The 24,075-nt window shown below is 72.2% G+C and carries 26 protein-coding genes; 12 read left to right on the forward strand and 14 right to left on the reverse strand.

Features of this window, described 5'->3' with window-relative positions; translation table 11 throughout:
- Positions 1-3: 3 nt before the first annotated feature.
- The 5 genes from AC07AG_RS38290 to AC07AG_RS38310 all read right to left on the reverse strand — a co-directional run bounded on the left by AC07AG_RS38290 (position 4) and on the right by AC07AG_RS38310 (position 3,863).
- Complete coding sequence (locus AC07AG_RS38290) at positions 4-1,557, reverse strand: DEAD/DEAH box helicase (RefSeq protein WP_478761309.1); 1,554 nt, start codon at positions 1,555-1,557, stop codon at positions 4-6.
- 293 nt (positions 1,558-1,850) lie between these two features.
- The gene (locus AC07AG_RS38295) at positions 1,851-2,054 is read right to left on the reverse strand and encodes a cold-shock protein (protein ID WP_249591397.1); all 204 of its coding nucleotides are present in this window, start codon (positions 2,052-2,054) and stop codon (positions 1,851-1,853) included.
- 284 nt (positions 2,055-2,338) lie between these two features.
- Entirely contained in the window at positions 2,339-2,767 is a 429-nt protein-coding gene (locus AC07AG_RS38300) for a DUF3662 domain-containing protein (protein WP_478761310.1), read from the reverse strand.
- Positions 2,768-2,835: 68 nt separating this feature from the next.
- Positions 2,836-3,279 (reverse strand): PRC-barrel domain-containing protein, encoded by a 444-nt coding sequence (locus AC07AG_RS38305; RefSeq protein WP_478761311.1) that lies wholly within the window; start codon positions 3,277-3,279, stop codon positions 2,836-2,838.
- Positions 3,276-3,863 carry a PRC-barrel domain-containing protein gene (locus tag AC07AG_RS38310; RefSeq protein WP_478761312.1) on the reverse strand — a complete coding sequence of 196 codons (588 nt, stop codon included), beginning with the start codon at positions 3,861-3,863 and terminating at the stop codon, positions 3,276-3,278. The genes AC07AG_RS38305 and AC07AG_RS38310 overlap by 4 nt, the downstream gene beginning before the upstream one ends.
- A gap of 321 nt (positions 3,864-4,184) precedes the next feature.
- Here AC07AG_RS38310 and AC07AG_RS38315 point away from each other — a divergent pair, with 321 nt between their 5' ends.
- Together AC07AG_RS38315 and AC07AG_RS38320 are read left to right on the forward strand one after the other, a co-directional pair.
- Positions 4,185-5,078, forward strand: a complete 894-nt coding sequence (locus AC07AG_RS38315; RefSeq protein ID WP_478761313.1) for an RNA polymerase sigma factor SigF — start codon at positions 4,185-4,187, stop codon at positions 5,076-5,078.
- 86 nt (positions 5,079-5,164) lie between these two features.
- On the forward strand, positions 5,165-5,560 hold the full coding sequence (locus AC07AG_RS38320) for an STAS domain-containing protein (RefSeq protein WP_478761315.1): 396 nt from the start codon (positions 5,165-5,167) through the stop codon (positions 5,558-5,560).
- A 30-nt stretch (positions 5,561-5,590) separates the two neighbouring features.
- On the opposite strand, the gene AC07AG_RS38325 is transcribed toward AC07AG_RS38320, so the two are convergent.
- Together AC07AG_RS38325 and AC07AG_RS38330 are read right to left on the reverse strand one after the other, a co-directional pair.
- Entirely contained in the window at positions 5,591-7,966 is a 2,376-nt protein-coding gene (locus tag AC07AG_RS38325) for an ABC transporter permease (protein WP_478761317.1), read from the reverse strand.
- On the reverse strand, positions 7,963-8,655 hold the full coding sequence (locus AC07AG_RS38330) for an ABC transporter ATP-binding protein (RefSeq protein ID WP_478761318.1): 693 nt from the start codon (positions 8,653-8,655) through the stop codon (positions 7,963-7,965). The genes AC07AG_RS38325 and AC07AG_RS38330 overlap by 4 nt, the downstream gene beginning before the upstream one ends.
- A gap of 217 nt (positions 8,656-8,872) precedes the next feature.
- On the opposite strand from AC07AG_RS38330, the gene AC07AG_RS38335 reads away from it, so the two are divergent.
- Both AC07AG_RS38335 and AC07AG_RS38340 read left to right on the forward strand, forming a co-directional pair.
- Positions 8,873-10,249, forward strand: a complete 1,377-nt coding sequence (locus AC07AG_RS38335; RefSeq protein ID WP_478761319.1) for a sensor histidine kinase — start codon at positions 8,873-8,875, stop codon at positions 10,247-10,249.
- Positions 10,246-10,935, forward strand: coding sequence for a response regulator (locus AC07AG_RS38340; RefSeq protein WP_478761321.1), 690 nt, complete (start codon positions 10,246-10,248; stop codon positions 10,933-10,935). Before AC07AG_RS38335 ends, AC07AG_RS38340 begins: the two co-directional genes overlap by 4 nt.
- 32 nt (positions 10,936-10,967) lie before the next feature.
- Here AC07AG_RS38340 and AC07AG_RS38345 read toward each other — a convergent pair whose 3' ends face one another.
- On the reverse strand, positions 10,968-11,114 hold the full coding sequence (locus AC07AG_RS38345; protein WP_249591406.1) for a hypothetical protein: 147 nt from the start codon (positions 11,112-11,114) through the stop codon (positions 10,968-10,970).
- A gap of 283 nt (positions 11,115-11,397) precedes the next feature.
- Here AC07AG_RS38345 and AC07AG_RS38350 point away from each other — a divergent pair, with 283 nt between their 5' ends.
- From AC07AG_RS38350 to AC07AG_RS38365, 4 genes are all read left to right on the forward strand, one after another.
- On the forward strand, positions 11,398-12,906 hold the full coding sequence (locus AC07AG_RS38350; RefSeq protein WP_478761323.1) for an FUSC family protein: 1,509 nt from the start codon (positions 11,398-11,400) through the stop codon (positions 12,904-12,906).
- A gap of 247 nt (positions 12,907-13,153) precedes the next feature.
- Positions 13,154-13,909 (forward strand): GAF domain-containing protein, encoded by a 756-nt coding sequence (locus AC07AG_RS38355; protein ID WP_478761324.1) that lies wholly within the window; start codon positions 13,154-13,156, stop codon positions 13,907-13,909.
- Positions 13,881-14,273: a DUF2267 domain-containing protein gene (locus AC07AG_RS38360; protein WP_478761325.1), complete on the forward strand. Its 393-nt coding sequence runs from the start codon at positions 13,881-13,883 to the stop codon at positions 14,271-14,273. Before AC07AG_RS38355 ends, AC07AG_RS38360 begins: the two co-directional genes overlap by 29 nt.
- A gap of 204 nt (positions 14,274-14,477) precedes the next feature.
- Entirely contained in the window at positions 14,478-14,939 is a 462-nt protein-coding gene (locus AC07AG_RS38365) for a VanZ family protein (RefSeq protein ID WP_478761480.1), read from the forward strand.
- Positions 14,940-14,981: 42 nt separating this feature from the next.
- On the opposite strand, the gene AC07AG_RS38370 is transcribed toward AC07AG_RS38365, so the two are convergent.
- On the reverse strand, positions 14,982-15,404 hold the full coding sequence (locus AC07AG_RS38370) for a DUF6003 family protein (protein ID WP_478761327.1): 423 nt from the start codon (positions 15,402-15,404) through the stop codon (positions 14,982-14,984).
- 106 nt (positions 15,405-15,510) lie between these two features.
- On the reverse strand, positions 15,511-16,356 hold the full coding sequence (locus AC07AG_RS38375; RefSeq protein WP_478761328.1) for an RNA polymerase sigma factor SigF: 846 nt from the start codon (positions 16,354-16,356) through the stop codon (positions 15,511-15,513).
- 212 nt (positions 16,357-16,568) lie between these two features.
- Between AC07AG_RS38375 and AC07AG_RS38380 the strand changes: the two genes are divergently transcribed.
- The 4 genes from AC07AG_RS38380 (at position 16,569) to AC07AG_RS38395 (ending at position 19,980) form a co-directional block, all read left to right on the forward strand.
- The gene (locus tag AC07AG_RS38380; protein ID WP_478761330.1) at positions 16,569-16,982 is read left to right on the forward strand and encodes an ATP-binding protein; all 414 of its coding nucleotides are present in this window, start codon (positions 16,569-16,571) and stop codon (positions 16,980-16,982) included.
- Between the two features lie 92 nt (positions 16,983-17,074).
- The gene (locus AC07AG_RS38385) at positions 17,075-17,308 is read left to right on the forward strand and encodes an XRE family transcriptional regulator (protein WP_478761331.1); all 234 of its coding nucleotides are present in this window, start codon (positions 17,075-17,077) and stop codon (positions 17,306-17,308) included.
- Positions 17,309-17,522: 214 nt separating this feature from the next.
- Entirely contained in the window at positions 17,523-18,836 is a 1,314-nt protein-coding gene (locus AC07AG_RS38390; protein ID WP_478761332.1) for a nitric oxide synthase oxygenase, read from the forward strand.
- An 88-nt stretch (positions 18,837-18,924) separates the two neighbouring features.
- Positions 18,925-19,980: a lactonase family protein gene (locus AC07AG_RS38395; RefSeq protein WP_478761333.1), complete on the forward strand. Its 1,056-nt coding sequence runs from the start codon at positions 18,925-18,927 to the stop codon at positions 19,978-19,980.
- A 94-nt stretch (positions 19,981-20,074) separates the two neighbouring features.
- On the opposite strand, the gene AC07AG_RS38400 is transcribed toward AC07AG_RS38395, so the two are convergent.
- From AC07AG_RS38400 to AC07AG_RS38415, 4 genes are all read right to left on the reverse strand, one after another.
- On the reverse strand, positions 20,075-21,019 hold the full coding sequence (locus AC07AG_RS38400) for a sirohydrochlorin chelatase (protein WP_478761334.1): 945 nt from the start codon (positions 21,017-21,019) through the stop codon (positions 20,075-20,077).
- Positions 21,020-21,138: 119 nt separating this feature from the next.
- Positions 21,139-22,164: an N-acetylglucosamine kinase gene (locus AC07AG_RS38405; protein ID WP_478761336.1), complete on the reverse strand. Its 1,026-nt coding sequence runs from the start codon at positions 22,162-22,164 to the stop codon at positions 21,139-21,141.
- Positions 22,161-22,838, reverse strand: a complete 678-nt coding sequence (locus AC07AG_RS38410) for a uracil-DNA glycosylase (protein WP_478761337.1) — start codon at positions 22,836-22,838, stop codon at positions 22,161-22,163. The genes AC07AG_RS38405 and AC07AG_RS38410 overlap by 4 nt, the downstream gene beginning before the upstream one ends.
- Before the next feature lie 33 nt (positions 22,839-22,871).
- Entirely contained in the window at positions 22,872-23,963 is a 1,092-nt protein-coding gene (locus AC07AG_RS38415; protein ID WP_478761338.1) for a WD40/YVTN/BNR-like repeat-containing protein, read from the reverse strand.
- Positions 23,964-24,075: the final 112 nt, after the last annotated feature.

A 24,075-nucleotide genomic window follows, 5' to 3' on the forward strand; every position in this document is an offset into this window, starting at 1 on the left:
AGCCTAGGCCGCAGATGCGGACGGGCCCTGCGCGGCGCGGCGCGGGGCACGGTCGGTGCGCCGGTCCTGGGCGCTGCGGCTGCGGCGCCCACGGGACGAGGACGAACTGCCGCGCCGGGGGCGCTCGGCGGCCGGCATGGTGATGGTGACCGGGACGCCCGAGGGGGCCTGGGCGCCGGTGATGCGGCTCAGCTCCTCGTCGCCGGAGCGCACCTGGGCGGTCTGCGGGCTGATGCCCGCGGCGGCCATCAGGCGGCTCATGTCGCGACGCTGATTGGGGGTCACCAGCGTGACGACGCTGCCGGACTCACCGGCGCGGGCCGTACGGCCGCCACGGTGGAGGTAGTCCTTGTGGTCGGTGGGCGGGTCGACGTTCACGACCAGGTCGAGGTTGTCGACGTGGATCCCGCGCGCGGCGACGTTGGTCGCCACGAGCACCGTCACATGACCGGTCTTGAAGTGGGACAGGGTCCGCGTGCGCTGCGGCTGGGACTTGCCGCCGTGCAGCGCCGCGGCGCGGACGCCGCTGTTCAGCAGGTGCTCGGTCAGCTTGTCCACGGCGTGCTTGGTGTCCAGGAACATGATCACGCGGCCGTCGCGGGCCGCGATCTCGGTGGTCGTCCGGTGCTTGTCCGCGCCGTGCACGTGCAGCACGTGGTGCTCCATCGTGGTGACCGCGCCCTGCGAGGGGTCGACGGAGTGGACCACCGGGTCGTTGAGGTAGCGGCGGACCAGCAGGTCGACGTTGCGGTCCAGGGTGGCCGAGAACAGCATCCGCTGGCCCTCGGGGCGCACCTGGTCGAGCAGCGCGGTGACCTGGGGCATGAAGCCCATGTCGGCCATCTGGTCGGCCTCGTCCAGGACGGTGATGCCGACCTGGTTCAGCCGGCAGTCGCCGCGGTCGATGAGGTCCTTGAGGCGGCCGGGCGTGGCGACGACGACTTCCGCTCCGGCGCGCAGCGCGCCGGCCTGCTTGCCGATGGACATGCCGCCGACCACCGTGGCGAGCTTCAGCTTCAGGGCGCGGGCGTACGGCGTGAGCGCGTCGGTCACCTGCTGGGCCAGTTCGCGGGTGGGCACCAGGACAAGGGCCAGCGGCTGGCGCGGCTCGGCGCGCTGGCCGTCCGTACGGGCGAGCAGTGCGAGACCGAAGGCGAGGGTCTTGCCCGAGCCGGTGCGGCCACGGCCGAGTACGTCGCGGCCCGCGAGGGAGTTGGGCAGCGTCGCCCCCTGGATCGGGAACGGGACGCTCATGCCTTCGCGGCCGAGCGCGGCGAGCAGCGGCGCCGGCATCACGAGATCGGCGAAGGCCTCGACGGCCGGGAGCGCGGGGGTGACCGTGACCGGCAGGGCGAACTCGCCCTGGGGTGCGGACGGTCGGCGGCCGTAGCCACCCGAACGGTTCGGGCCGCCGGAGCGGCCGCCGCCGGACGGGGCGCCGAAGCGGCCTCCGCTCCTGCCGCCGCCCGAGCCGGAGCCGTAGCTCGAGCCGGAACCGGAGCCGTAGCCGCCGGAGCGTGCGCGGGAAGAGCGGTCGTTCGTGCGTGTGCGGTTCATGCGGAACCTTCCTTGATGCGGCACGTACCAAGGAAATTCCGCAGCGAGAACGCAGCGCGGAGAATCACGAGAACGGGCCGGGGAAAATGCGTAAAGCGAATCCGGCCGGCTGCAGGTGTTCTGCGGGCGGATGCGCGGGAACGTAATGACGTTCCGGACAGGGACGCGGCGAACAAAAGGTCGATGACGCAGTGTTCGCGCAGAGAATGCGTGGCCCTGGATGTTGCGGGAAATGCACGAGCTGGGGCCCGCACCCCAAGGTGCGGGCCCCAGCTGCGAAGTACGCGTGAGCGTCAGGCGGGAACGATGTTCTCGGCCGTCGGGCCCTTCTGGCCCTGGGCGATGTCGAAGTTCACCTTCTGGCCTTCCTGGAGCTCACGGAAGCCCTGGGCGGCGATGTTCGAGTAGTGGGCGAAGACGTCGGGGCCGCCGCCGTCCTGCTCGATGAAGCCGAAGCCCTTTTCAGCGTTGAACCACTTCACGGTGCCAATAGCCATGTCATATCTCCTTCGGGGCAGTGCCCGGAGTCCGCACTGTGCGCACTCCGTGTCGCCGCGATGATCGCCCCGCCGGAAATGACCGGAAATACAAAAGTGCTCCCACCTGCACAAAAGAGAGGTGAGGGCACTTGAAGTTTTTTGGGAACCACAACTGCAACTGAGATCGACAGTAGCACGCTGCGGTCGGCTCCGTGGGGTAAAAAATGCCGTTCCTGTTGGCGTGCAAGAAACTCTCAGAGCGCCTCACGCTGATTTCTCTCACGGCCGACACACATATTGGTTCACTCAAAACACAGCGTTTCTGCCGCAGCGGCTCGGCCGGGTGATCGCCCCGTGGTCTGCGGGGCGATACGGCCGTGAATCCGGAACCTGCCGACCGCGTCCCCGCCGGCCGGACGCAGGCTCACCGCCACCGGGCCCGCGAACGTGTAGCCCTGCTCGGCGGCGTGCCGGTGGACCTGTGCGGCGAGGTGGCGACTCAGCTCCGCGCCGGTGGTCGTGAGCCGGCGGTGGCTCTCCGGCGGCAGCTCGATGACGAACGCGTTGGGGACGAGAACGCGCTCGTGCCCGAGGATCAACGCGCTGTCGTCGCACTGACGGCGCAGGGTGGCCACCACTTCCCCGCGCCGGTGCCGGGTCGGAAGCACCGTGGTCCACAGGGGCGTCGTCCATCGCTCCATGGTGTGTTCGATCAGGCTGATGAGTCGCATGGCGCTTCGGGTGCCCTGCGCCCGAAGGCACACACTCCGCCAAAAGGGTGGCGGCCCGTGGGCCCTGATCAAGGCGCGGGTGCGGGCCCGGCGCCGAGGACCAGCGCATAGGGGCCGAGGCCGACCAGGCGGCTGCCGGGGACCTGTTCGCGTCCTACGTAGAGGTCGCCGACGGTGCCGGTGTCCGGGTCGAAGGTGACCTCGGTGAGGGTGCCGATGTCCTCGCCGTACTCGGTGAGGACCCGCTTGCCCAGCAGCCTCTTGTGTGCCCGGGAGTGCGAGCTGCTCCGGGGTTCCTCGGCCGTGGCGCCGGTGTCGATGATCACCGCGTCCGGGCCCACCCCGCGCACCGCGGCCCACGGCACGCTGTCGCCGCTCTTGGTGTCCCGCAGGTACAGCTCCGTGATCCGGCGGGTCCGCGGATCGATGCCGAGTCCGGCCACCTCCCCGGCGGGACGCGCGTCCTCGGCGCTGATCACCGGGTGACCCAGTACCTGACTGAGCAGCATCATCGGTCGTTCCCCTTCCGGAACCCCGCCTCACCCGTGGTGCGGATCCGCTCCCACAGGGCGGTCAGCGCGCCGAGGTCGTCCACCGCCTGCTCGGCGAGCGGGGCCGGGATCACCAAGGTGTCCCCGGTCATGGCCAGTTGGCCGTGTGCCGGCAGGAACGCCCGGCGTTCATGGCGGCCCATCGCCTCGGTGGTGGCGACCTCGAAGCCGACCACCCGGCCGCTGGCGCCCCCTTCGACCACCGCGTCGAGCACGGTGCCCAACTCGAGACCGGCATCGCTCAGCACCCGGGCGCCGCGCACCTGCCCGGTGTCGGCCTCGCCCCTGTCCACCACCGCGTCCCTGGCCTGCAGGACCTCGACGGCGGGGATCATCACCGCGTCAGGCCCCAGCGCGTGGACGCCGGACCAGGGCAGGCTCTGCTTGAGCGGACCGGAGAACAGTCCGCGGCCCGCCAGCGTGAAACCGGTGATCCGTCCGCCCGCCGCGTCGAAGACGGTGTCCTTGACCTGGGCCACCGCCTCCCCGCCGAGCGTGACCACGGGCCGCTTGGTCAGCCCGGCGGCGAGCATCAGCGTGGTCATCGGGTCCTCCCGCGTCCCGCACGACGCCCTCGACGGACCACGATCGCGCCGCCGCCCCGGCGCCGGGCCTGAGTTCCCAAGGCCGCACCGGCCAGCAGGAGCAGTGCGACCACTACGACGGTCAGCCACATCCACCAGATCACAGCCGTCCACCTCCCGAGTCATCCCGCGTTGAACCGGGTTCCCCGGAAGAGGCTTCCTATCCCGAAGCGGTTTTTTATACGGAGAGTCAAGTCACGGGAATGTAACGAGAGATGGCGGGTAAGAGCCCGTGCACGGCGCGCTCTCACCCCGAGGGCGCCATGTGTTCCGGGAGTGACGATGGTGGCCCCGACGCCCAGCAGCCCAGCACCCACGGTGGCGTTCGCCGAGCGACATACCGCCGGCCCCGACGTCGCCGCAGCCGAGCCGACGGCCACCGAGCACCCCCTGCCCCTGGGCGGCGGACAGCGCACGGCCGATCTGCGGGCCCTCTCCAAGACGCTCTTCGCCCGCCTCGACGCGCTGGAGGAAGGCACCCCCGAGCACTCCTATGTGCGCAACTCGCTGGTGGAGCTGAACCTCAACCTCGTGCGGTACGCCGCGCATCGGATGCGCCCGCGCGACGAGTCGTACGAAGACGTCGTCCAGGTCGGCACGATCGGTCTGATCAAGGCGATCAACCGCTTCGACCTGCAGCGGGGCGTGGAGTTCCCGACCTTCGCGCTGCCGACCATCATGGGCGAGATCAAGCGCTTCTTCCGCGACACCACCTGGGCCGTGCGCGTTCCCCGCAGGCTGCAGGAGCTCCGCCTCGACCTCGTGAAGGCCACCACCGATCTCGAGCAGACCAACGGGCACGCCCCGACCACGGCCGAACTCGCCGAGCACCTCGACCTGGACGAGGCCGAGATCAGCGAAGGCCTCACCGCGGCCAACGGCTACACCACGGCCTCCCTGGACTTCCCGGCCGACGGGGTCGACTCCGACGACACGCTCGCCGACCACGTGGGCTACCGCGATCCCGAGCTGGACAAGGTCGAGGACCTGCACACCCTGAAGCCGCTCATCGCCGCCCTCCCGGAACGCGAGCGCAGGATCCTCGCGATGCGGTTCGCCGCCGACATGACGCAGAGCGAGATCGGCGCGGAGCTGGGCATCTCCCAGATGCACGTCTCGCGCATCCTGACCAAGATTCTCGGGCGGCTGCGGGTCAAGCTCCTCGACAAGAGGTAGCGCCACGCGGCAGCGCGCGAGCCGCGCCGGGCTGTTTCGGGAGAGGCCACTGGGTTGATCTCGGTACGATGGCTCATGGGGGTGCGATGTCCACTGAGACCCATCGCCTGACCATCACCGAGCTCGCGAGTTGCTCCGACTCCGCGGTGCTGCGGGTCAGCGGCGAGCTCGACCAGTCCTGCGAGGAGTATTTTCTGCGTACCCTCGGCGCTTCCGTCGAGGCAGGCCACCGGCACTTGGTCCTCGACGTGACGGCGCTGATGTTCTGCGACTCGCGCGGGCTCAACTGCCTGCTCGCCGTGCGCTGGCTGCTCGCCCGCCGCGAGGGCAAGCTGCTGCTCGCGGGGGCGGGCCGGCGCCTTTCGGAGATGCTGACGCTGACCGGCAGCACGGAACTGCTCCCCGCCCACCGCACGGTCGGCCAGGCCCTGGGGACCCTGCCCGACGACCAGCGTCCCCAGTGGCCGCCGAGGGAGCCGTAGCCCCCTCGGCAGTCCGCGGCGGGCGGGCCCTCACTCCGTGCGCAGCGCCGTGGCCGTGCGGGCCCTGGCCGCCCAGCCCGCGGGGAGCAGCGCGCCCAGGAGCGCGATGACCACCCCGGCCAGACCCAGCAGGACCAGATGCGACGTCGCGTACACGTCGAGGACCGACGGCGGCAGCGCGGTGCCCGCGGCGCGCCCCATCACCGGCAGCACGAAGCCGTGCAGCGCGAACCCGGCGGGCACGCCCACGAGCCCGCCGACCACACCGATCCCCGCCACCGAGGCCAGTACGAGACTCACGGTCTGCCGCGGTGACATGCCGATCGCCTTGCAGACGCCGAGGTCGTGGACGCGCTCCCGGGTGTCGAGGACGACGGAGTTGAGCACGCCGAGGGCCGCCACGGAGACCAGCATCAAGGTGAGCAGCACCGCCATCGTGTTCAGGACGAGGATCGTGCCCTCCTGCTCCGAGGGGGAATTGGCCACGGCGTCCCCGCCCAGCGGCTCGAGCGTCGCGGAGAGCTTCTCGGCGTACGCGGCGGGGGAGACGCCGGCCTTCACCTCGACGAGGAACGTCTGGGGCTCGACCGTGGGGAAGTCGGCGAGGCCCGCGTGGAGGTGCAGACCGTCGTCCGACGTGTCGAAGGCCTCACCGACGATCCGCAGGGTCCGGCTCTCCTTCCGGAGGGTCACCCGCACGGTGTCGCCGATCTCGGTCCCGGTCCTCTCCAGGAAACGCGTGGACACGACGAGCTGCCCCGCGCCGCTGATCCAGTGGCCGGAGATCATCTCGTACCCGCCCGATCCCATGTCGCCCTGGTAGAGGCTGGCCCGGACCGGTCCCGAGATCCCGCCCACGGTGGCCTCGGTCTCCGTCAGGCCGTAGTACGAGCCGGTGCCCGCCTGCGCCTCGACGGCGGCGCGCACCTTCGCCGGGTCGGCGGCCGGGGGAGCCGAACCGGCCTCCGAGGAGCGGGGTTTGGCGGGGCCTTGCGGCGGCCCGCCCCCGCTGAACACGGTGACAGCGGCGCGCTCCTCGGGGTCCGACGCGTCACCGACCGCGTTGAGCGACGCCGTGAGACCCACCGCGAAGGTCGCCGCGACCGTGCCGAAGGCCACCGCGAGCAGCATCGCGAGCGTACGGACCGGGTGCGCGAAGGGGCTGGCGAGACCGTAGGTCACCGCCCGCGGCAGCGGCAGCCGACCCGCCGCCCGGTGTGCCCACTGACCGCGCCCCGTGCGCGGCGCCCGGCCCACCGCGATGGCCTCGACCGTGCGCAGCCGCCCGGCCCGCAGCGCGGGCACGAGGGCCGCGACGCCGACGACGAGCAGCGCGGCGGCCGGCACCACGACGTCCACCCACCAGGCCACCGACAGCGATGCCGTGCCGTACACCTCCTCGGTGCCGTCCAGGAGCGGGACGGCCAGCAGGTTTCCGAGCACGACGCCCAGCGCGATGCCGATGCCCGCCGGGATCAGCGCCTGGGCCACATAGGCGCGCACGACCTCGCGCGGTGTGAAGCCGATGGCCTTGAGGATGCCGATCCTGCGCAGGCTCGTGCCGACCGCGCCACTGATCACACTCCCGACGATGATCACGGACATCGCGATGCCGAGGACACCGAACGCGATCAGGAACGGAATGGTTGGCGCCGCGCCCTGGTCGGCGGCGCGCTTGGTGTCCAGATAGGACTGGGTGCCGAGCAGCGCCCCGGACGAAACCGCGGCGGCGATCTCCTTCCGGCCCGCGGTGATCTGCGCGTTCGTGTCCGCGGAGTCGAGGCGGTAGAGCATCTGGCTCGTGACCGGACTGTCCTTGGACGCCAGCGCCCTGACCTGTGCGGGCGTCGCCCAGGCACCCGCGGTCTTGCTGACCGAGACCGCGAGGCCGACGACCTTGAGGGTCCTGCCGTCGGCGGTGTCCGACGTCCTCAGGGTGGAGCCGGGCTCGAAGGCGGGTCCGGCGAAGGACTCGTCAAGGACGATCTCGCCCGGTTTCGTCGCCCAGCGGCCGGACTTGAGGTCCAGGTCGTCCACGGAGCCCGTCGGGGTGGAGCGCCCCGCCAGGGTCATGGCCGGTACCTGACCGCCGTCCGGGGCCACCGGGTGGATCGTCGTGAGCGGGTAGGGACCACCGCTCGCGGTGACGCCGTCGAGGCGCCCGGTGGCCTCGATCCGTGCCGTGCTCGTCCTCGCCGGATCGAACTGGGCGGTGAGATGCGCACCGTGCTGCTGCGCGAAGGCGTGGTCGAAGGGGGCGTTCGCGGCGACCATGAGGGACCCGGCGACCACGGCCGATGCCACGGCCATCATCGTGGCCACGGCGATCACCAGGGTCTGCACCCGGCGCCGGCCCACCCCGGAGCGCACGACGCGGCCGAGCGCGCCGCTGCCGAAGCCGCTCACCGCAGGGCCTGCGCATGCGTGTCGAGGGCGAGACGGCCGTCGACCAGGTGAATCGTGCGGCTCGCGCAGGCCTGTGCGAGCGCCAGGTCGTGCGTGACGAGGACGATCGTCTGCCCGCCGCGGTGCAGATCCACGAGCAGCTCCCGTACGTCGTGGCCCGACGCGGTGTCGAGCGCACCGGTCGGCTCGTCGGCGAGGAGCAGCGCGGGGCGGTTGACCAGCGCCCGCGCGACCGCGACGCGCTGGCGTTCGCCGCCGGAGAGACGGCCCGGATAGGCGCGGGCGTGCTTCTGGATGCCGAGGATCTCCATGAGCTCGACGGTGCGGGCCGCCGCCTTCTTCCGTGCCGTTCCTGTCAGTTGGGCGGGCAGCTGGATGTTGTCGGCGACGGTGAGGTCGTCGAGCAGGTTGAAGAACTGGAAGACCATGCCGATCTGTTCGCGGCGGAAGCGGGCGAGCGCGTGTTCGCTCAGCCGGTCGATGCGCCGCCCCGCCACCGTGACCGTGCCGTCCGTCGGCTTGTCCAGGCCGGCGACGAGATTCAGGAGCGTGGACTTGCCGCTGCCGGAGGGACCGGTCACCGCGAGCGCCTCGCCCTGGGCGACACCGAGGTCGAGCGGGCCGAGCGCGGGCGCGCCCGCGCTGTCGTAGCGCTTGGCCACGCCCTTCAGTTCGATCACGTGAGTCATGGCAGGTGTCCGTCCTTGAGGTCGATGGCTCATGCCGTGCCTGCTCGGCGAAGGTAGGAGCGGGCGCCGTCCGGCCGCGTCGGCCGCGGCACCGACATGCGGTGCTTCCCGCGGATGACTCCGGCACGGGGTCATCACAGCGACGTACTCCCGTGGTACGGCAGCCCGGCCGCGCAGGCTGATGCGGACCGGAGCGGGCGGGTCGCACAATGAGCCGGTGGACACGGGAGAGCGCCGCGGGCGGCGTCAGCAACTGCGGGACGCGTTCCGGCCGGAGGCGAGGCCCGCCCCGCTGTCGCGCCGGGCGATGCGGATCGATGTGGCCCTCGCGGTCCTGCTGACCGTCGTCGCCCTGATCGTGGCGGCGCGGTACCCCGACAGCGGGCCGGTCACGATCGGGCAGGACGTCTCCTCCGGGCCGTCGGATCCGCCTCCGGAGCCCGGGGAGCCGCCTCCGATGCCCGAACCGCCGCTTCCGGAGCCCGGGGAGCCGCCTCCGATGCCCGAACCGCCGCCGCCGGGGCCCGAGATGCCGCACCCCGTGACCTACGCCGCGCCGTGGCCGCTCGTCGCCCTCTCGGCGCTTCCGCTGGCATACCGGCGCAGGTATCCACTGGCCGCGTTCGCGGCGGTGTTGGGCATCGCGCTGGTCATCGGCGAGGACCGGACCTCCTGGATCAACGTGCTGACCTGCGTCATCGGTGCCTACAGCGCGGTCATGTACAGCCGTTACCGGATGCGGGCGATGGCCGTGCTGCTCGCCGCCGCCGTCCTGGCGGGCATCGGCTTCCGGGACACGGAGCCCGTCCTGCCGGGCTGGTCGAGCCCGGCGGTCGTGCTCCTGGTGGCGGGGGTGCTCGCCGGCCTTGTCCGGCTCTGGCAGCGGCAGTTGACGGCGAGCAAGGACCGGTACGCGCAGCTGCAGCGGGAGCAGGCGGAGGCCATGCGCCGCGCGGTGGACGAGGAGAGATCCCGGATAGCCGCTGAACTGCACGACGTGGTGACCCACAATGTGAGCGTGATGGTCATCCAGGCGGGCGCGGCACGCAAGGTGATGGACGCGGCACCGGAACGGTCGAAGCAGGCCCTCCTGGCGGTCGAGGCCGGAGGCCGGGCCGCGATGGCCGAACTGCGGCATGTGATGGGCCTGTTGGCGGCCCCGGACACCGGCAGGCCCGACAGCCCCGCGGACGGCCTCGAACCACAGCCCGGCCTCGGTCAGCTCGACGCCCTGATCGAACGGGTCCGTGCCGCGGGGACACCGGTGCACGTCACGGTGGTCCTGCCGCAGGACCCGCTGTCACCCGGCGTGGACCTCGCGGCGTACCGCGTCGTCCAGGAAGCCCTGACCAACACGATCAAGCACGCGCCCGGCGCCGAGGCATCCGTCACCATCGGCTGCGCCGACGACCGCCTGGAGATCGAGGTCGTCGACACCGGCGGCGTGCGGGACGCACCGCCGGCGGGCGGCAACGGCCGCGGTCTCATCGGCCTGCGCGAGCGCCTCGCGGTCTACGGCGGCGAACTCACCGCAGGACCGACCCTCACGGGCGGCTACCGCATCAAGGCCCTCATACCCTGGCGCACCGCATGAGCCGGTCCCCGCTGCGCATCGTCATCGCCGACGACCAGGCCCTCGTGCGCACCGGTTTCGGGATGATCCTGGCCGCCGACGGCATCGAGGTGACGGCCGAGGCGGCCGACGGGGCCGAGGCGGTCGCCGCCGTCCGGCGCACCCGGCCCGACGTCGTCCTCATGGACATCCGTATGCCGCAGATGGACGGCATCGAGGCCACCCGGCGGATCCTGGGCGGTGAGGGCCCGCACGCGACGCGGGTCATCATCCTCACCACGTACGACCTGGACCACTACGTCTACGCGGCGCTCACCGCGGGCGCCAGCGGCTTCCTGCTCAAGGACGTCACCCCCGAGCACCTGGTGGCCGCCGTACGCCTGGTGCAGTCCGGTGACGCCCTGCTCGCGCCCGCGATCACCCGCCGCCTCATCGAACGCTTCGCCATCCAGGCGGAGGGCGAAGCGGCGACCCTCCACCGGGACCTGTCCGGCCTGACGCCCCGCGAGCTGGAGGTGCTCCGGCTGCTCGCGACGGGCCTGAGCAACGCCGAGCTCGCCGACCGCCTGTTCCTCAGCCCGACCACGGTCAAGACGCACATCGGCCGCATCCTGTCCAAACTGGACCTGCGGGACCGTGTCCAGGCCGTCGTGCTCGCCTACGAGACAGGACTGATCTCACCGGGAGGCCGGCGCGAGGGCGCCTGACATCGCCGCCGTCCCACGCCGTCTCCTGAGGCTCAGCGGCGCCCTCGGAACTTGCCGAGCATCCGCTTGGCCTGGGCGCGCTTCTTGGGGTCGGCCGATGCCTGGCGGGCCTGGTGGATCGCCCGCTGCCCTTGAGGGCTTCGGATGAACTGCTTGATGCGGTTGATGACTCCGGCCATGTCGACTCCTCAGTCGTGAGAACTGACAGCCTACGACGGGGTGTTCGCGCGGTACCCCGGCGTGCCGCCGGTGCGGGGGGCCGCGGCGGCGAGAATGGTCCGTTGGTCCTTCTGTGGCTCGGTGTGATGCCGTGAGAGTGGGCCAATGGCTCAGTGAAACTGGTGTCGGTTGAGCCAGTAGGGCCTTGGATGGTGTGATGTGTCTGTCGATGGCGCTGCGGATCCCCGCGGCGCCTTTTCCATGTGCGCAGGTCGAGCTGGACGCGAAAGGGGCGGGGAAGCCGTGCTGAAGAGGGTGTTCGTGGCGCCGGACCCGGGGCGGGTGCGGTTGCGGTTCGCCGCGCGGGCCGTCATCGGCATCGCGCTGGCGGTGACCGTGTGCGGTCTGGCCGGGCACTCGCTCGTCGCGGCGATCACCGGTGGGCTCGCGGCGCTGCTCGCCCTCTTCACCGTGGGCGACGCGACCGTGCGGGGCCAGGCCCTCACCACGGCTCTGCTGCCCGTCGTCGGGTTTCCCGTGCTTGCTCTCGCGGCGTTCCTGCATGACGTACCCGTCGCACGGGACGTCGCCTTCCTCGCCGTACTGGGCGCGGGTGTGTACGCGCGGCGGTGGGGGCCGCGCGGGCACTCGCTCGGGGTCTTCGCGTTCATGACCTTCTTCGCGACGCAGTTCCTGCACACGGTGCCGGAGCAGCTGCCCGAGCTGTTCGCCGCCATCCTGCTGTCGCTGTGCGCATCGTCGGCCGTCCGGTTCGGGCTGTGGTGCTACGAGCGGCGCCTGCCGCCCGTCCTCGCGCCCACCGTGCCGGGAGGCAGGGGTCTTGCCAGGACGACCACCCGGCAGGCGGTCCAGGCGACGCTCGGCGGCGCCTTCGCGCTCGCCGCGGGACAGGTGCTCTCCCACGAGCGGTGGTACTGGGCCGTGGGCGCCACCTGGTGGGTGTTCGTGAACACCGCCTCGAGCGGGGAGACGCTGGTACGGAGCTTCCGGCGGGTGCTCGGCACGGTGATCGGCATCGGCGCGGGCTTCGTCCTCGCGGTCCCGCTGCACGGTGCGCCGGTGCCCTCGGCGGTCATCGTCGCCGTCAGCGTCTTCGGGATCTTCTACACGGCCGCGGTCTCCTACACCTGGATGATGCTCGCGGTCACCGTCATGGCCGGGGTGCTCTACGGACTGCTCGGGGTGCTGAACCCGGGGCTGCTCGCGCTGCGGGTCGCGGAGACCGGCGTGGGGGCGCTGGGCGCCGTACTCGCCGTGCTCCTCGTCCTGCCCGTCACCACGCACGCCACGACGAACGCCTGGATCGAGCGCGCCCTGCGGTGCGTGCACACCTGCACGGCGGAGGCCGCGGCCCGGCTCGCCGGGTCCGAGAGCGCCGATCCGGCGCCGCGCGTCGCCGAGCTGGAGCAGCTCCTCGGGAAGGTGCGGTTCTCGCTGGCCCCGCTGGTGCACCCCTTCAGTCCGCTGCGGGCCCGCAAGGAACGCGCACGGCAGGTGCTCGCGCTGCTCGACGCCTGCGCCCGCGAGGTGCGCGGGCTCGCCTCGATCGCCGCGGACCCCGAGGCCTCGCACGACGACCGGCTCGCCGCAGCCTGCTGGCGCGTGGAGGCCGCGGTGGAGGCGCTCACCGCACCGGAGGCCGCGGGCGGACCGGCCACCGACGCCGTCGCCCTGCCGCATCCCTCCCCCCTCGAGCCCGTGCTTGCCCATCTGCACGGCCTGGAGAAGGCACTGGTCGAACTGGCCGTGCCGCTGCGCAGCCCGACGCGTACGCCTCTGATCGGGGCCTGAGCAGGGCCTGAGCAGGGTCTGAGCAGGGTCCGAGCGGGGTCTGGGCAGGGCCTGTGCAGGCGCCATCCCCTCGGTCGCCCGCGGGTCGGACCGGTCACACCAATCGATGACTCCGGCCGATGACACATGGTTGGCCCGTCGCGTGGTAGATGAACTTCCGCTCCTCCGGGCGCCGGGCCCAGCCGTGCGCCTCAGTCCGGAGGGTGCTGCCGGACCGTGAGGCGCGCGACTGGAAGGGATGCTGACCATGCCGGAGGAATCACCGTCGATCGTGCACGACGTGTCGGTGGCGGCGGCTGTCGGGCGACGCGCGCTGCCCAACCGGCTCTGCACCGCCTTCACGGAGTCCCTGGGCGCGCAGCGTGCGGCCCTGTCCTGGCTGCCACGGCTCGAGCACTGGCAACTGCTGCACGCCACCGACGAGCCCGCCCTGCAGGCCGAGGCCGCGCAGTTCACCCGCGCCGACGGCCCCTCGGTCAGCGCCGCACTGGGCATGCAGCCCGTGTTCGTGCCGGACCTGCGCGACTATCCGTGCCGCACCGGACCGCCCCTGACCGAGGAACTGCCCGACACCCGGCGCGTGCTGGCCCTGCCGCTGCACTCCCGCCACACACCGGTCGGCGTGCTGTGTCTCTACTACACCGAGCACACCGACGTGACCCCCACCCACATCAGCCACGCGCAGCGCGCCGCCGGTCTCGCCCTCGACGCACTGATGCGCTGGCGGCCCGTGCACGCGGGCACAGGAAGCCGCCGCCCGGTGTGGACCACCAGCACGCGCGCGGCGCGCTGGGAGCGCATCCACCAGGCGGCCGACTACGTCGCCGCCCGCGAAGACTGCGCCGTCGCCGAGGCGTTGGCATGGCTGCAGGGGATGAGCGCACGCGACGGCCTCTCGCTGCTCGACGTGGCCGACACCGTCCTGCAGCCCTCCCGCGCCCACCACTGCGACGAGCTCGAAGGAAGGAGCGGCCATGAACGAGTCCGTGGAAGTGCTGCTTGACCGCGTCCAGGACCGCGGAGGCTATGCGGAACGGCAGGAGGCGGCAGGGGCCGTGCAGGGCGTCCTTGAGGTCCTGGGCGCGCACCTGGTGGGGGACGACCGCACGGATCTGGCCCGGCTGCTGCCCCGGCCGTGCGGCCCGCTGCTCACCGACGGCTCACCGGCCAGCGAACCCCTGACGCCCGCGGCCTTCGTCGCGGCGGTGGGCGCACACGTCGACATCGACGCGGGGCAGGCCCGCCGTGCCGTCACCGCGGTGCTCGCCACGGTCGCGGAGGTCGCCGACGACGCGCTGCTGCGCCGCATCCTCACGCAGCTTCCGCCGGGGCACGCCGGTCTGTTCGGCCGTACGGACCCCACATGATCTCCGCTCTCCGCGCACTTGGTCCGGCTCCACCCGACGGGCAGCGGAAAGCGCGGACAAGACACCCCCTGAGCAGACAAGACACTCCCTGAATGGAGGCTCGTGATGGCACGGACAGTTCCGCAGGGCAAGACCGTGAAAGAAGCGGGGGGCCCGAGCGCTCCCGGCGTGCCGCCGCTCTCCCGATGGGCGCGTGGCGTGGCCATGCTGGTGGCCTTCGCGGGGACACTGGTCTTCGCCGTGCTCCTCGCCCGGCTGACGCTGGAGCCGTCGGCCGCCTCCGAGTCCTTGACGCACAGCAATCTGCGCCCCGGCGACTCGATCCGTGACTATCTCGCACAGCCCGCGTTCCGCGACACCGTCAAGCAGCTCGGCGGCAACATCGTCCTGGGTCTGCCGTTCGGCATGCTGCTGCCGGTGCTCGTGCCCCGGGCCCGGGGCCTCCTGCGCGTCATCGCCGTCACGGCGCTGGTGATGCTCCTCGTCGAGCTGGCCCAGGGCTTCCTCGTGACCGGGCGGGCCTTCGACGTCGACGACGTCCTGCTCAACACGTCGGGCGCCGTGCTGGGTTACCTGCTGATCGGCCGCAGGCTCGGCCGCGCCGTGCATCCCCGCCGCCGGCATTGGTGGCACCGCTTCACCAAGCGGCCGACCGCCGCCGACTAGCGGCAGGGGGGCACTTCGCGCGGTCGGGCGCGAGGTCACACGTCAGACGGTCAGACGGCCGATGACCTGCGGGTCGAGGCCGGTCAGTTGGGCGATGCGCGGCCCGGGGACGCCCGCGGCCAGCGCCCTGTGCACCAGCGCCTCCCAGTCCTGGGTCGTCTCGCGGAACTGCAGCAGTTCGCCCTCCATGTCCGTGACGGACTGGGGCGCACACTCCTGCTGGACCCGCAGCGCCTCCTCCTCGCTCAACGGAATGGGCAGGCGCTCGGCGCCCTCGGGGATGAACGCCTCGGCGTCGGCGGGCAGGATCCTGACCAGTTCGGACGAGGCCGACACGTCGTGAGCCTGCAGCCAGCCGTGCACGGCGGGGGTCTCCGCGCACTGAAGGGTGCCGACGGCAGCCAGCGCGGTCCCCAGCCGGGGGTGCCGGTCAGGAAGGAGGAAGAGGTAAGCGTCGTCGGCCATCGCGGGAATTCGCCTTCTCGGTCGGACATCAGCGGCGCAGTGATGCTAACGCCCCGTGAGCGGTCCCAACGCCGCCTTTCCTCCCCCGTCCCCCGACCGGGGAGCGTCAGCGCGTGGTGAGCATCCCGACGCGCAGGCGGGCCAGGGTCCGGGACAGGAGACGCGAGACGTGCATCTGGGAGACGCCGAGCTGTTCGCCGATCTGCGACTGGGTGAGTTCGTCGACGAACCGCAGGCGCAGGATCTGCCGGTCGCGCTCCTCGAGTTGGGCGAGCAGCGGTGCCAGGGCGTGGAAGTCCTCCACGAGTTCCATGGCGGGGTCCTCGGCGCCGATGAAGTCGGCGAGGGCCGCCTCGCTGTTGTCGCGTTCGCCGTGGAGGGTGGCGTCGAGGGAGGTGGAGTTGTAGCCGTTGGAGGCCGTGCGTGCCTCGATGACCTCGTCCTCGGTGAGGTCCATCAGCTCGGCCAGTTCAGCGACCTTGGGGGCGCGGCCGAGACGGGTGCTCAGCTCGTCGGTCGCCTTGGCGAGTTCGACGCGGGCCTCCTGGAGGCGGCGCGGAACGTGGACGGCCCAGGAGGTGTCGCGGAAGAACCGCTTGATCTCACCGACGATGTACGGCACGGCGAACGTGGCGAACTGGACCTCGCGGGAGAGCTCGAAGCGGTCGATGGCCTTGATCAGACCGATCGTCCCGACCTGGACGATGTCCTCCATGTCGTTGCTGCGATGGCGGAACCGCCCTGCGGCGTACCGGACCAGCGACATGTTCATCTCGACGAGGGTGTTGCGGGCGTACTGGTACTCGGGTGTGCCCTCTTCGAGTACGGCGAGCCTGGTGAAGAACAGCTTCGACAGGTCGCGGGCGTCCTTGGGCTCGACCCCCTGCGGGGAGACGATCTCCGGCAGCTCCGCGATGCCTGTGTCCGTGGATGTCCCGGTGGCCGTAGTCATGGTTGCCCTCCCCTGTCCGTACCGGCCCTCCGTCGTCCCCCGACCGGCCGGTGAAGCGCACGTACCCAGACGCCGGTGCTTCATGCACCCCGTCGCGCAACAAGATCCGTTATGTGTTCGAGCGTTATAGATTCCGCATGACGGGCAAGTGTGCATCTCGGACAGCGGCCACCCCATATTCGGACAGAGGCCACCCCGTACGAGGAGGGCTCATGAAGACGCACGGGATGCGACTGGACACAGGACCGTCGGACCAGGCGGTTTTCGACAAGCGGCCGGAAGCCGTCGCCCACGCGCGGGATTTCGCCCGCACCTTCGTGGACAGGCTCGACCCCCCGGTGGACACCCAGGACGCGGCGAGCATCGAACTCGCGGTGTCCGAACTCGTCACCAACGCCGTACGCCACGCGCTGGGGGCGTCGTGCTCCCTGCGCCTGCAGGCAGAGCCGGACGGCGTAGCGGTGGTGGTCGGCGACGCCGATCCGCGACCACCGCGGGAGCGGGCGCCCGACCTGGTCGGCGGCACCGGCGGGTTCGGCTGGCCCATGGTCCAGCACATGGCCAAGGCGGTCACCGTGACCAGCGGGCCGCACGGCAAGACCATCCGGGCCGTTCTGCCCCGATGACGGCGGCCTCATGACGGCGGCCCCGCCGTGCGGTGGACGCCGCGTGGTGAGGCGCGGGGCATGAGAGCACGCGGGCGGGGCAGGAGAGCTCAATGGACGACCTGTCTCAGCTACTCCAACAGACCATGCGCCGCCGTCATTTGACGCCGCAGGCGATCGCGGACAAGACCGGGATCCGTACCCCGCGCATCCGGGCCTTCGCCGAGGACGGCGCCGAGGGGCCCGTCCGCCCGACCGACGAGGAACTGGCCGAGCTGGCCGGTGCCCTCGCACTGCCCGCCATCAAGGACGCCACCGGGCCCGCGGCCGCGGCAACCTCTCCTTGACCCATCTCTGATCCATCCCTGACCTCTCGCCGACCGCGAGGCCCACGCCGGCCTGCCGTTCGCGGTCACGGTGGACAATTCGCCCGCGTCTGAGGCATGTTCACCGCGCACGCACAGGGTGGATCACCCCATGAGAGGGGTAACTCCGCGGCTGACAGACGTGCGGACCGCGCGGGAGCGGTTCGCGCCCCCGAGCCGCCCCAGGGGGTGCGCCATGCGGAATTACCTGCGCAGGGCCGGACACGGAGCCCCTGCGGACCGCGGTACGCGGGGTGCCGAGATCCCCGCCGATCTCCATCAGCGTGCCGCCGACACGGCCTGCCCGGAGCGTGTCGGCGGCCATGAGGAGGCCGCCGCCCCGTCGTGGCCGCGCCCCGCGGACGGCGCGCCGGCCGGGCCCGCCCTGCGCCGGGCCGCCGCCGACTTCGTCCGCCTCCACCACGGCGAGGCCCACCGCGGTGACCCCGCGCCACGGATCGCCCAGGTGTTCGCCGAGATCGCGGAGACGGGGACGTACCGCCACACGCACGACGAGCTCGTCTTCGGCGCCCGGCTCGCCTGGCGCAACGCCGCCCGCTGCATCGGACGCCTCTACTGGCGCTCCCTGCGCGTCCTGGACCGCAGGGAGCTGACCGCCGCCGACGACGTGGCCGCCGCGTCGGCGGACCATCTGCGCGCCGCCGTCAGCGACGGACGGCGGATCAGGCCGCTCATCACCGTCTTCGCGCCCGACGCGCCCGGCCGTCCGGGGCCCCGCATCTGGAACGAGCAGCTCATCCGGTACGCGGGCTACCCGCGCCCCGGCGGAGGTGTCGTCGGCGACCCGCGCAACGCCGGGATCACCGCGTTCGCGCGCGGCCTCGGCTGGCCGGGCGGCCCCGGCACCCCCTTCGACGTACTGCCCCTGGTGATCCAGGGATCGGGGGAGGGGCCCCGCTGGTTCCGGCTGCCGCCCGACGCCGTCCTGGAGGTACCGATCGAGCACCCCGATCACGCCTGGTGGGCGGGGCTCGGACTGCGCTGGCACGCCGTGCCCGCGCTGGCCTGCATGTGCCTGGAGATCGGGGGCGTCTGCTACCCGGCGGCGCCCTTCAACGGCTGGTACATGGGCACCGAGATCGGTGCCCGCAACCTCGCCGACAGCGATCGCTACGACCTGCTGCCGCGCGTCGCCGAACGGCTCGGGCTCGACACGGCCAGCGACCGTTCGCTCTGGAAGGACCGCGCCCTCGTCGAACTCAACCGCGCGGTGCTCCACTCCTTCGACCGGGCCGGTGTCACCATGTCCGACCACCACACCGAGTCCCGGCGCTTCCTGACCCACCTCGGCCGCGAGGAGAGCAAGGGCCGCGCCGTCGGCGCCGACTGGTCCTGGATCGTGCCGCCCCTTTCCGGCAGCACGACCCCCGTCTTCCACCGCACGTACGACACCGTGGAGCGGCATCCGGCCTACGTCCACCACCCCGAGGCCCTCGCCAGGACGCGGGGTGAGTGCGGTGAATCCCTGGTCCGGGACGCCCCGGTCTAGAGCGCCTTGGTCTAGACCGACTGCTAGCGTCTGCCGCACGAGTGCCCCCTGGACGCGGTGCTCGGTCGAGAGTCGAGAGGGGAACGCAGTGGTCGGCGGGCACGGGAGCAGTCAACGGGCGTACATCGGGTCCTTCACCGCGGCGGGCGGGGCCGGGATCCTCACCGCGGCCGTCGACACGGACAGCGGTGCGCTGACCGTCCTCGGCGCCACGGACACGGTCGCCGATCCCTCGTATCTCGCGCTGTCGGCCGCGGGCGACATGCTCTACGCCGTCAGCGAGACGTCCGACGGCGCCGTCGCGGCGTACCGCCTCAGCGGCGACAAGGCCGAGCAGGCCGGGCCGCCGGTGGCGGTCGGCGGGGAGGCGCCCACCCACATCGCCCTGCACGCCGGGCACGTCCTCACCGCCAACTACGGTTCCGGCAGCGTCACCGCCGTGCCCGTGCGCTCCGACGGCAGTCTCGCCCCCGCCCTCTCCGGCGTCCTGCGGCACACCGGTGCGGGACCCCACCCGCAGCGCCAGCAGCGGCCGCACGCCCACCAGGTCCTGCCCGATCCGAGCGGCCGCTGGGTGGTCAGCGTCGACCTCGGCACCGACTCCGTACGCGTGTGCGAGCTCACCGCGGACGGTGAGCCGACCCTGCACCGTGAGATCGCGCTGCGGCCGGGATCCGGCCCGCGGCATCTCGTCTTCCACCCGCGCGGAGACCGTGCGTACGTCCTGAACGAGCTCGCCCCCACCGTCACGATCTGCGCCTGGGACGCCGCCGACGGGGCCCTCAAGCCGCTCGGCGAGGCGGCCGTCCTGCCGGGCCCCGCGGACGGCGACGGCGAGGCCTTCCCCTCGGAGGCCGTCGTCGCACCCGACGGCCGCTTCCTGTGGACCGCCACCCGCGGCCAGGACGTCATCTCGGTGCTCGCGCTCGACGACGCGGGGGACAGGCCGCGGCTCACCGCCACCGTCCCCTGCGGCGGCCACTGGCCGCGTGACCTGGCCATCGACCCGTCCGGGCGGTTCCTGTACGCGGCCAACGAGCGGTCCGGCGACGTGACCTGGTTCGTGATCGACCCGGCGACGGGCATCCCGCGCCGCGCGGGCTCCGTCGATGCCCCTGCCGCGTCCTGCGTGATCTTCGGCTGAGCCGCCGCGCCCCGTTCACGCCGTCGGGCCCGCCCCCTGCATCAGGGGGCGGGCCCAACGGCGTGACGGCATCAGGTCTGCCGGCGCGGTGCGGTCAGTGGACCGGCGCGCCCGACGGCTGCTGCGGGGCGATCCCGAGCGCCGACGTGTACTTGGAGAGGGCCAGCTTGCCGATGGCAGGGTAGGCGCCGAGCGACTCGGCGACCGAGCAGCCGGCCTCCTTGGCGGCGGCGTCGAGCAGGCTGCCGTCGATCTCGGGACCGATCAGGTACGGGGCGAGCGCCAGCTGCGTCGAGCCGGAGCCGCGCAGCTCCTCCGCGGTGTTCGCGATGGCGCCCTCCTGGTCGAGCGCGGCGGCCATCACCGGCACCGCGAGGCGGGCCGCGAGCAGCATGCCGGTGATCCCGGCGGCCTGTACGGCCTCCTCGCCGCCGACCGTGGCGAGGACGATGCCGTCCGCCGCGGTGGCCACGGTGAACAGACGGGCGCGGTCGGCGCGGGCGAGCCCGGCCTCCGACAGACGCACGTGCAGCCCCTCGGCGAGCAGCGGGTGCGGGCCGAGGACGTCCGTCAGCTCGGCCGGGGCCCGGCTGTCCATCACGGCCTGGCGCACGCGCCGCATCAGCGCGTTGTCGGGGCCCGCGAGGAGGGGCACCACGACGGCGACGGGGCCGTCGGGCTCGGCGACGTCCGACCCCGCGGCACGCGCCTGCTCATAGCGGGCGGTGCGCTCGGTCGCGGCGTGCGCGAGCACGGACTGCAGCGAGGGGAACTCCGGGAACGAGGTGGTCGTGGCGTCCTCGGTTCCGTCGAGGTACCCGATGCGTGCGTCAAGGCCGGGCAGCTCGGAGCGGGCGATGCTCACGACCTCTTCGGCGAGGCTGCGCGTGGCGGTGCTGGGTACGCCCGGTACGGCGAGAACGAGCGCGGGCGCGTTCTCGGGAGCCGCCACGGGCTCCGGCCGGCGGTGCCGACCGGGCTGGCGGGGTCGCGGCATTCGTACGGGCAGGCCTGATGCGGGCCCGGTGGGGGAGCTCATGGCCCCGCATGCTACTGGTCTCGGGGGCTTCGCTGTTCGGGGAGGGTACAGGTGGGCGGTATAAGTCCGCTTTTGTCTTATGAGTTACGTAGTGGTCAACTGTCACGCTATGTAAGTGGTCAACTGTCGTACCCGGTGTGCTCGGTGTGATCGGTGTGCTCGGTGTGGACGGTGAGCATGTGCGGGTCGAGCGGCAGGCGCGACCGCTGCGCGGCGATGTCGCGGGCGATGCGCACGGCGCCGTCCAGCGGGTCGCCCGCGGCCGGCGCGAGGCGCACGTGCGGCAGACGGCCCTTCAGCTCCGCCCGCACCGGGTCGAGCAGCACGTCACCCATCTTGAACAGGCCTCCGGTCAGCGCGACTTCGGGCCGCTCGCCCCGGCCCCCCGCGCCGGACGCCGGGCAGACGGCCGCCGCGGCTTCGGCGATGTGCCGGGCGGCGTCCCGCAGGATCGCCCGGGCCACGAGGTCGTCGGGGGCGCAGCGCGCCACTTCGGGCGCGAACGAGGCGAGCATCGCGGGCCGGTCCGTACGGGGATAGAGCTGACCGGGCACTCCTGACGCGGGGCCGAAGAGCTCCTCGGCGCGGGCGAGCAGCGCCTTCGAACCGCCGTGCCTGCCGTCGAACGCGCGCATCGCCGCCTCCAGGCCCGCGCGGCCGATCCACGCGCCGCCTCCGCAGTCCCCGAGCAGATGCCCCCAGCCGTCGGCGCGGTGCCAGGCGGTCAGATCCGTGCCGATCGCAATCATGCCGGTGCCCGCGGCGACGACCGCGCCGGGGCGATCGCCCAGCGCGCCCGCGTACGCGGTGACGGCGTCGGCGGCGAGCGCCAGGCGACCGACGCCAAGGGCCCCGTGGAGCGCGGACGGCAGCTCCGCGCGCAGGTCGTCACCGAGGGTCGCCATGCCCGCGGCGCCGATGGCCACGGCAGCGATACGGGCGCTGCCCGACCGCTCCAGCAACTCCCGCGCCATGGGCACCAGTTGCTCCGTGAAGTGCCCGGCGTCGATGCCGCGCGCACCGGTGCGCACCGGCTCCTTGGAGCTCACCCGGGCAGGCAGGCCCGCCCCGTCCGCACCGGCGAGGGCGACCCGCATCCCTGAACCGCCCGAGTCGACCCCGATGACACACGAGGCGTCCGTCACGGAAGCCGCCAGTCCACCGGCTGCCCGCCCTGCTGGACAAGGAGGTCATTGGCCCGGCTGAAGGGGCGCGAGCCGAAGAAGCCGCGGTCCGCCGACATCGGCGAGGGATGCGACGACTCGACCGACGGCAGCGGGCCGAGCAGCGGCCGCAGATTGCGGGCGTCACGCCCCCACAGGATGGAGACGAGGGGGCGTCCGCGCGCGGCGAGCGCCTTGATGGCCTGCTCGGTGACCTCCTCCCACCCCTTGCCCCGGTGCGCGGCTGGACGCCCCGGGGCCGTGGTGAGCGCCTTGTTGAGCAGCAGGACGCCCTGCTGGGTCCAGGGCGTGAGGTCGCCGTTCGTCGGCGGCGGGAGCCCCAGGTCGGAGCCCAGCTCGCGGTAGATGTTGATGAGGCTGCCGGGCAGCGGGCGCACCTCGGGCGCGACCGAGAACGACAGACCCACCGCGTGCCCGGGGGTCGGGTAGGGATCCTGACCGACGATCAGCACCCGCACCTCGTCGAAGGGCTGCTGGAACGCCCGCAGGACGTTCGGCCCGGACGGGAGGTAGGTGCGTCCCGCGGCGATCTCCGCGCGCAGGAAGCCGCCCATCTCGGTGATCTTCCCGGCGACGGGTTCGAGGGCCTTCGCCCAGCCCGCTTCGACGATTTCATGCAAGGGTCGTGGTGCCACGGCGTCACCCTACTGCCGTAACGGGGGCGTCGATCAACCGATGGCCGCCGCCCTGACGCACAGTACGTCGGGCAGGTGGGAGGCCAACTCCTGCCAGCTGTCCCCGTCGTCCGCCGATGCGTACACCTCGCCGTTGCGATTGCCGAAGTAGATGCCCGCCGGGTCCTGGTCGTCGCTGCACATCGCGTCGCGCAGCACCGTGCCGTAGTGATCGCCGGAGGGGAGGCCCGCGCTCAGCGGCTCCCAGCTCTTGCCCGCGTCGCTCGTGCGGTAGACGCGACATCGGTGGTCGGCGGGGACGCGGTCCATGTCGGCGTTGATCGGGAAGACGTAGGCGGTGTCCGCGCGGTGCGGGTGGGCGACGGCGGCGAAGCCGAAGTCGGAGGGGAGTCCCTCGCCGATGTCCGTCCAGTGCGCGCCCGCGTCGTCGCTGCGGAACACGCCCCAGTGGTTCTGCAGATACAGGCGGTCCGGATCGACCGCGTCCCGCGCGACCTTGTGCACGCACTGGCCGAACTCCGGGTCCGGGTCCGGCAGGAAGGCCGCCGATACGCCGCTGTTCGACGGGGCCCAGCTCTTGCCGCCGTCCAGGGTGCGGAAGACGCCGGCGGTGGAGACGGCGACCGTCACCGCGTCCGGGTCGCGCGGGTCGGTCAGCACCGTGTGCAGGCCTTCTCCGCCGCCGCCCGGCACCCACTTGTCGCGTGTGGGGTGCTCCCAGAGCGGGCGCACGAGCTCGAACGTCTCGCCGCGGTCCCGCGATTTGTACAGGGCGGCCGGTTCCGTGCCCGCGTACACCACGTCCGGCTCGGCTGCGGCGGGGTGCAGTTGCCAGACCCGCTCCAGGGAGGCCCCGGTGTCCTTGGGGAACTTGACGGCCGCCTTGGGCGGTTCCGTCCACGTCCGGCCGAGGTCGTCGGAGTGGAAGACGGACGGGCCGAAATGGGAACTGTCGCCGCCCACCAAGAGACGGGGGGATTCGGCGCGGGTGTCGATGGCCACCGAATAGATGGCCTGGGCATTGAAGTACGGACTCTCGTCGAACTGCCAGGTGCTCGCGCCGCTGCGCTTGCGGCCGATGAAGAGGCCTTTGCGGGTGCCTACGGTGAGAATGATCTCGGCCATGGTGAGCCACCTCCGGGACGTCGTTGTCACAGGTATGGCTCAGTCTGCACCTCGGCACTGACAGTCACCCCTGGGCAGGGCGTTCTCGCAGGTCAGGTCGGGAGTGACGGAT

This window comes from Streptomyces sp. NPDC044044 (assembly GCF_056434405.1).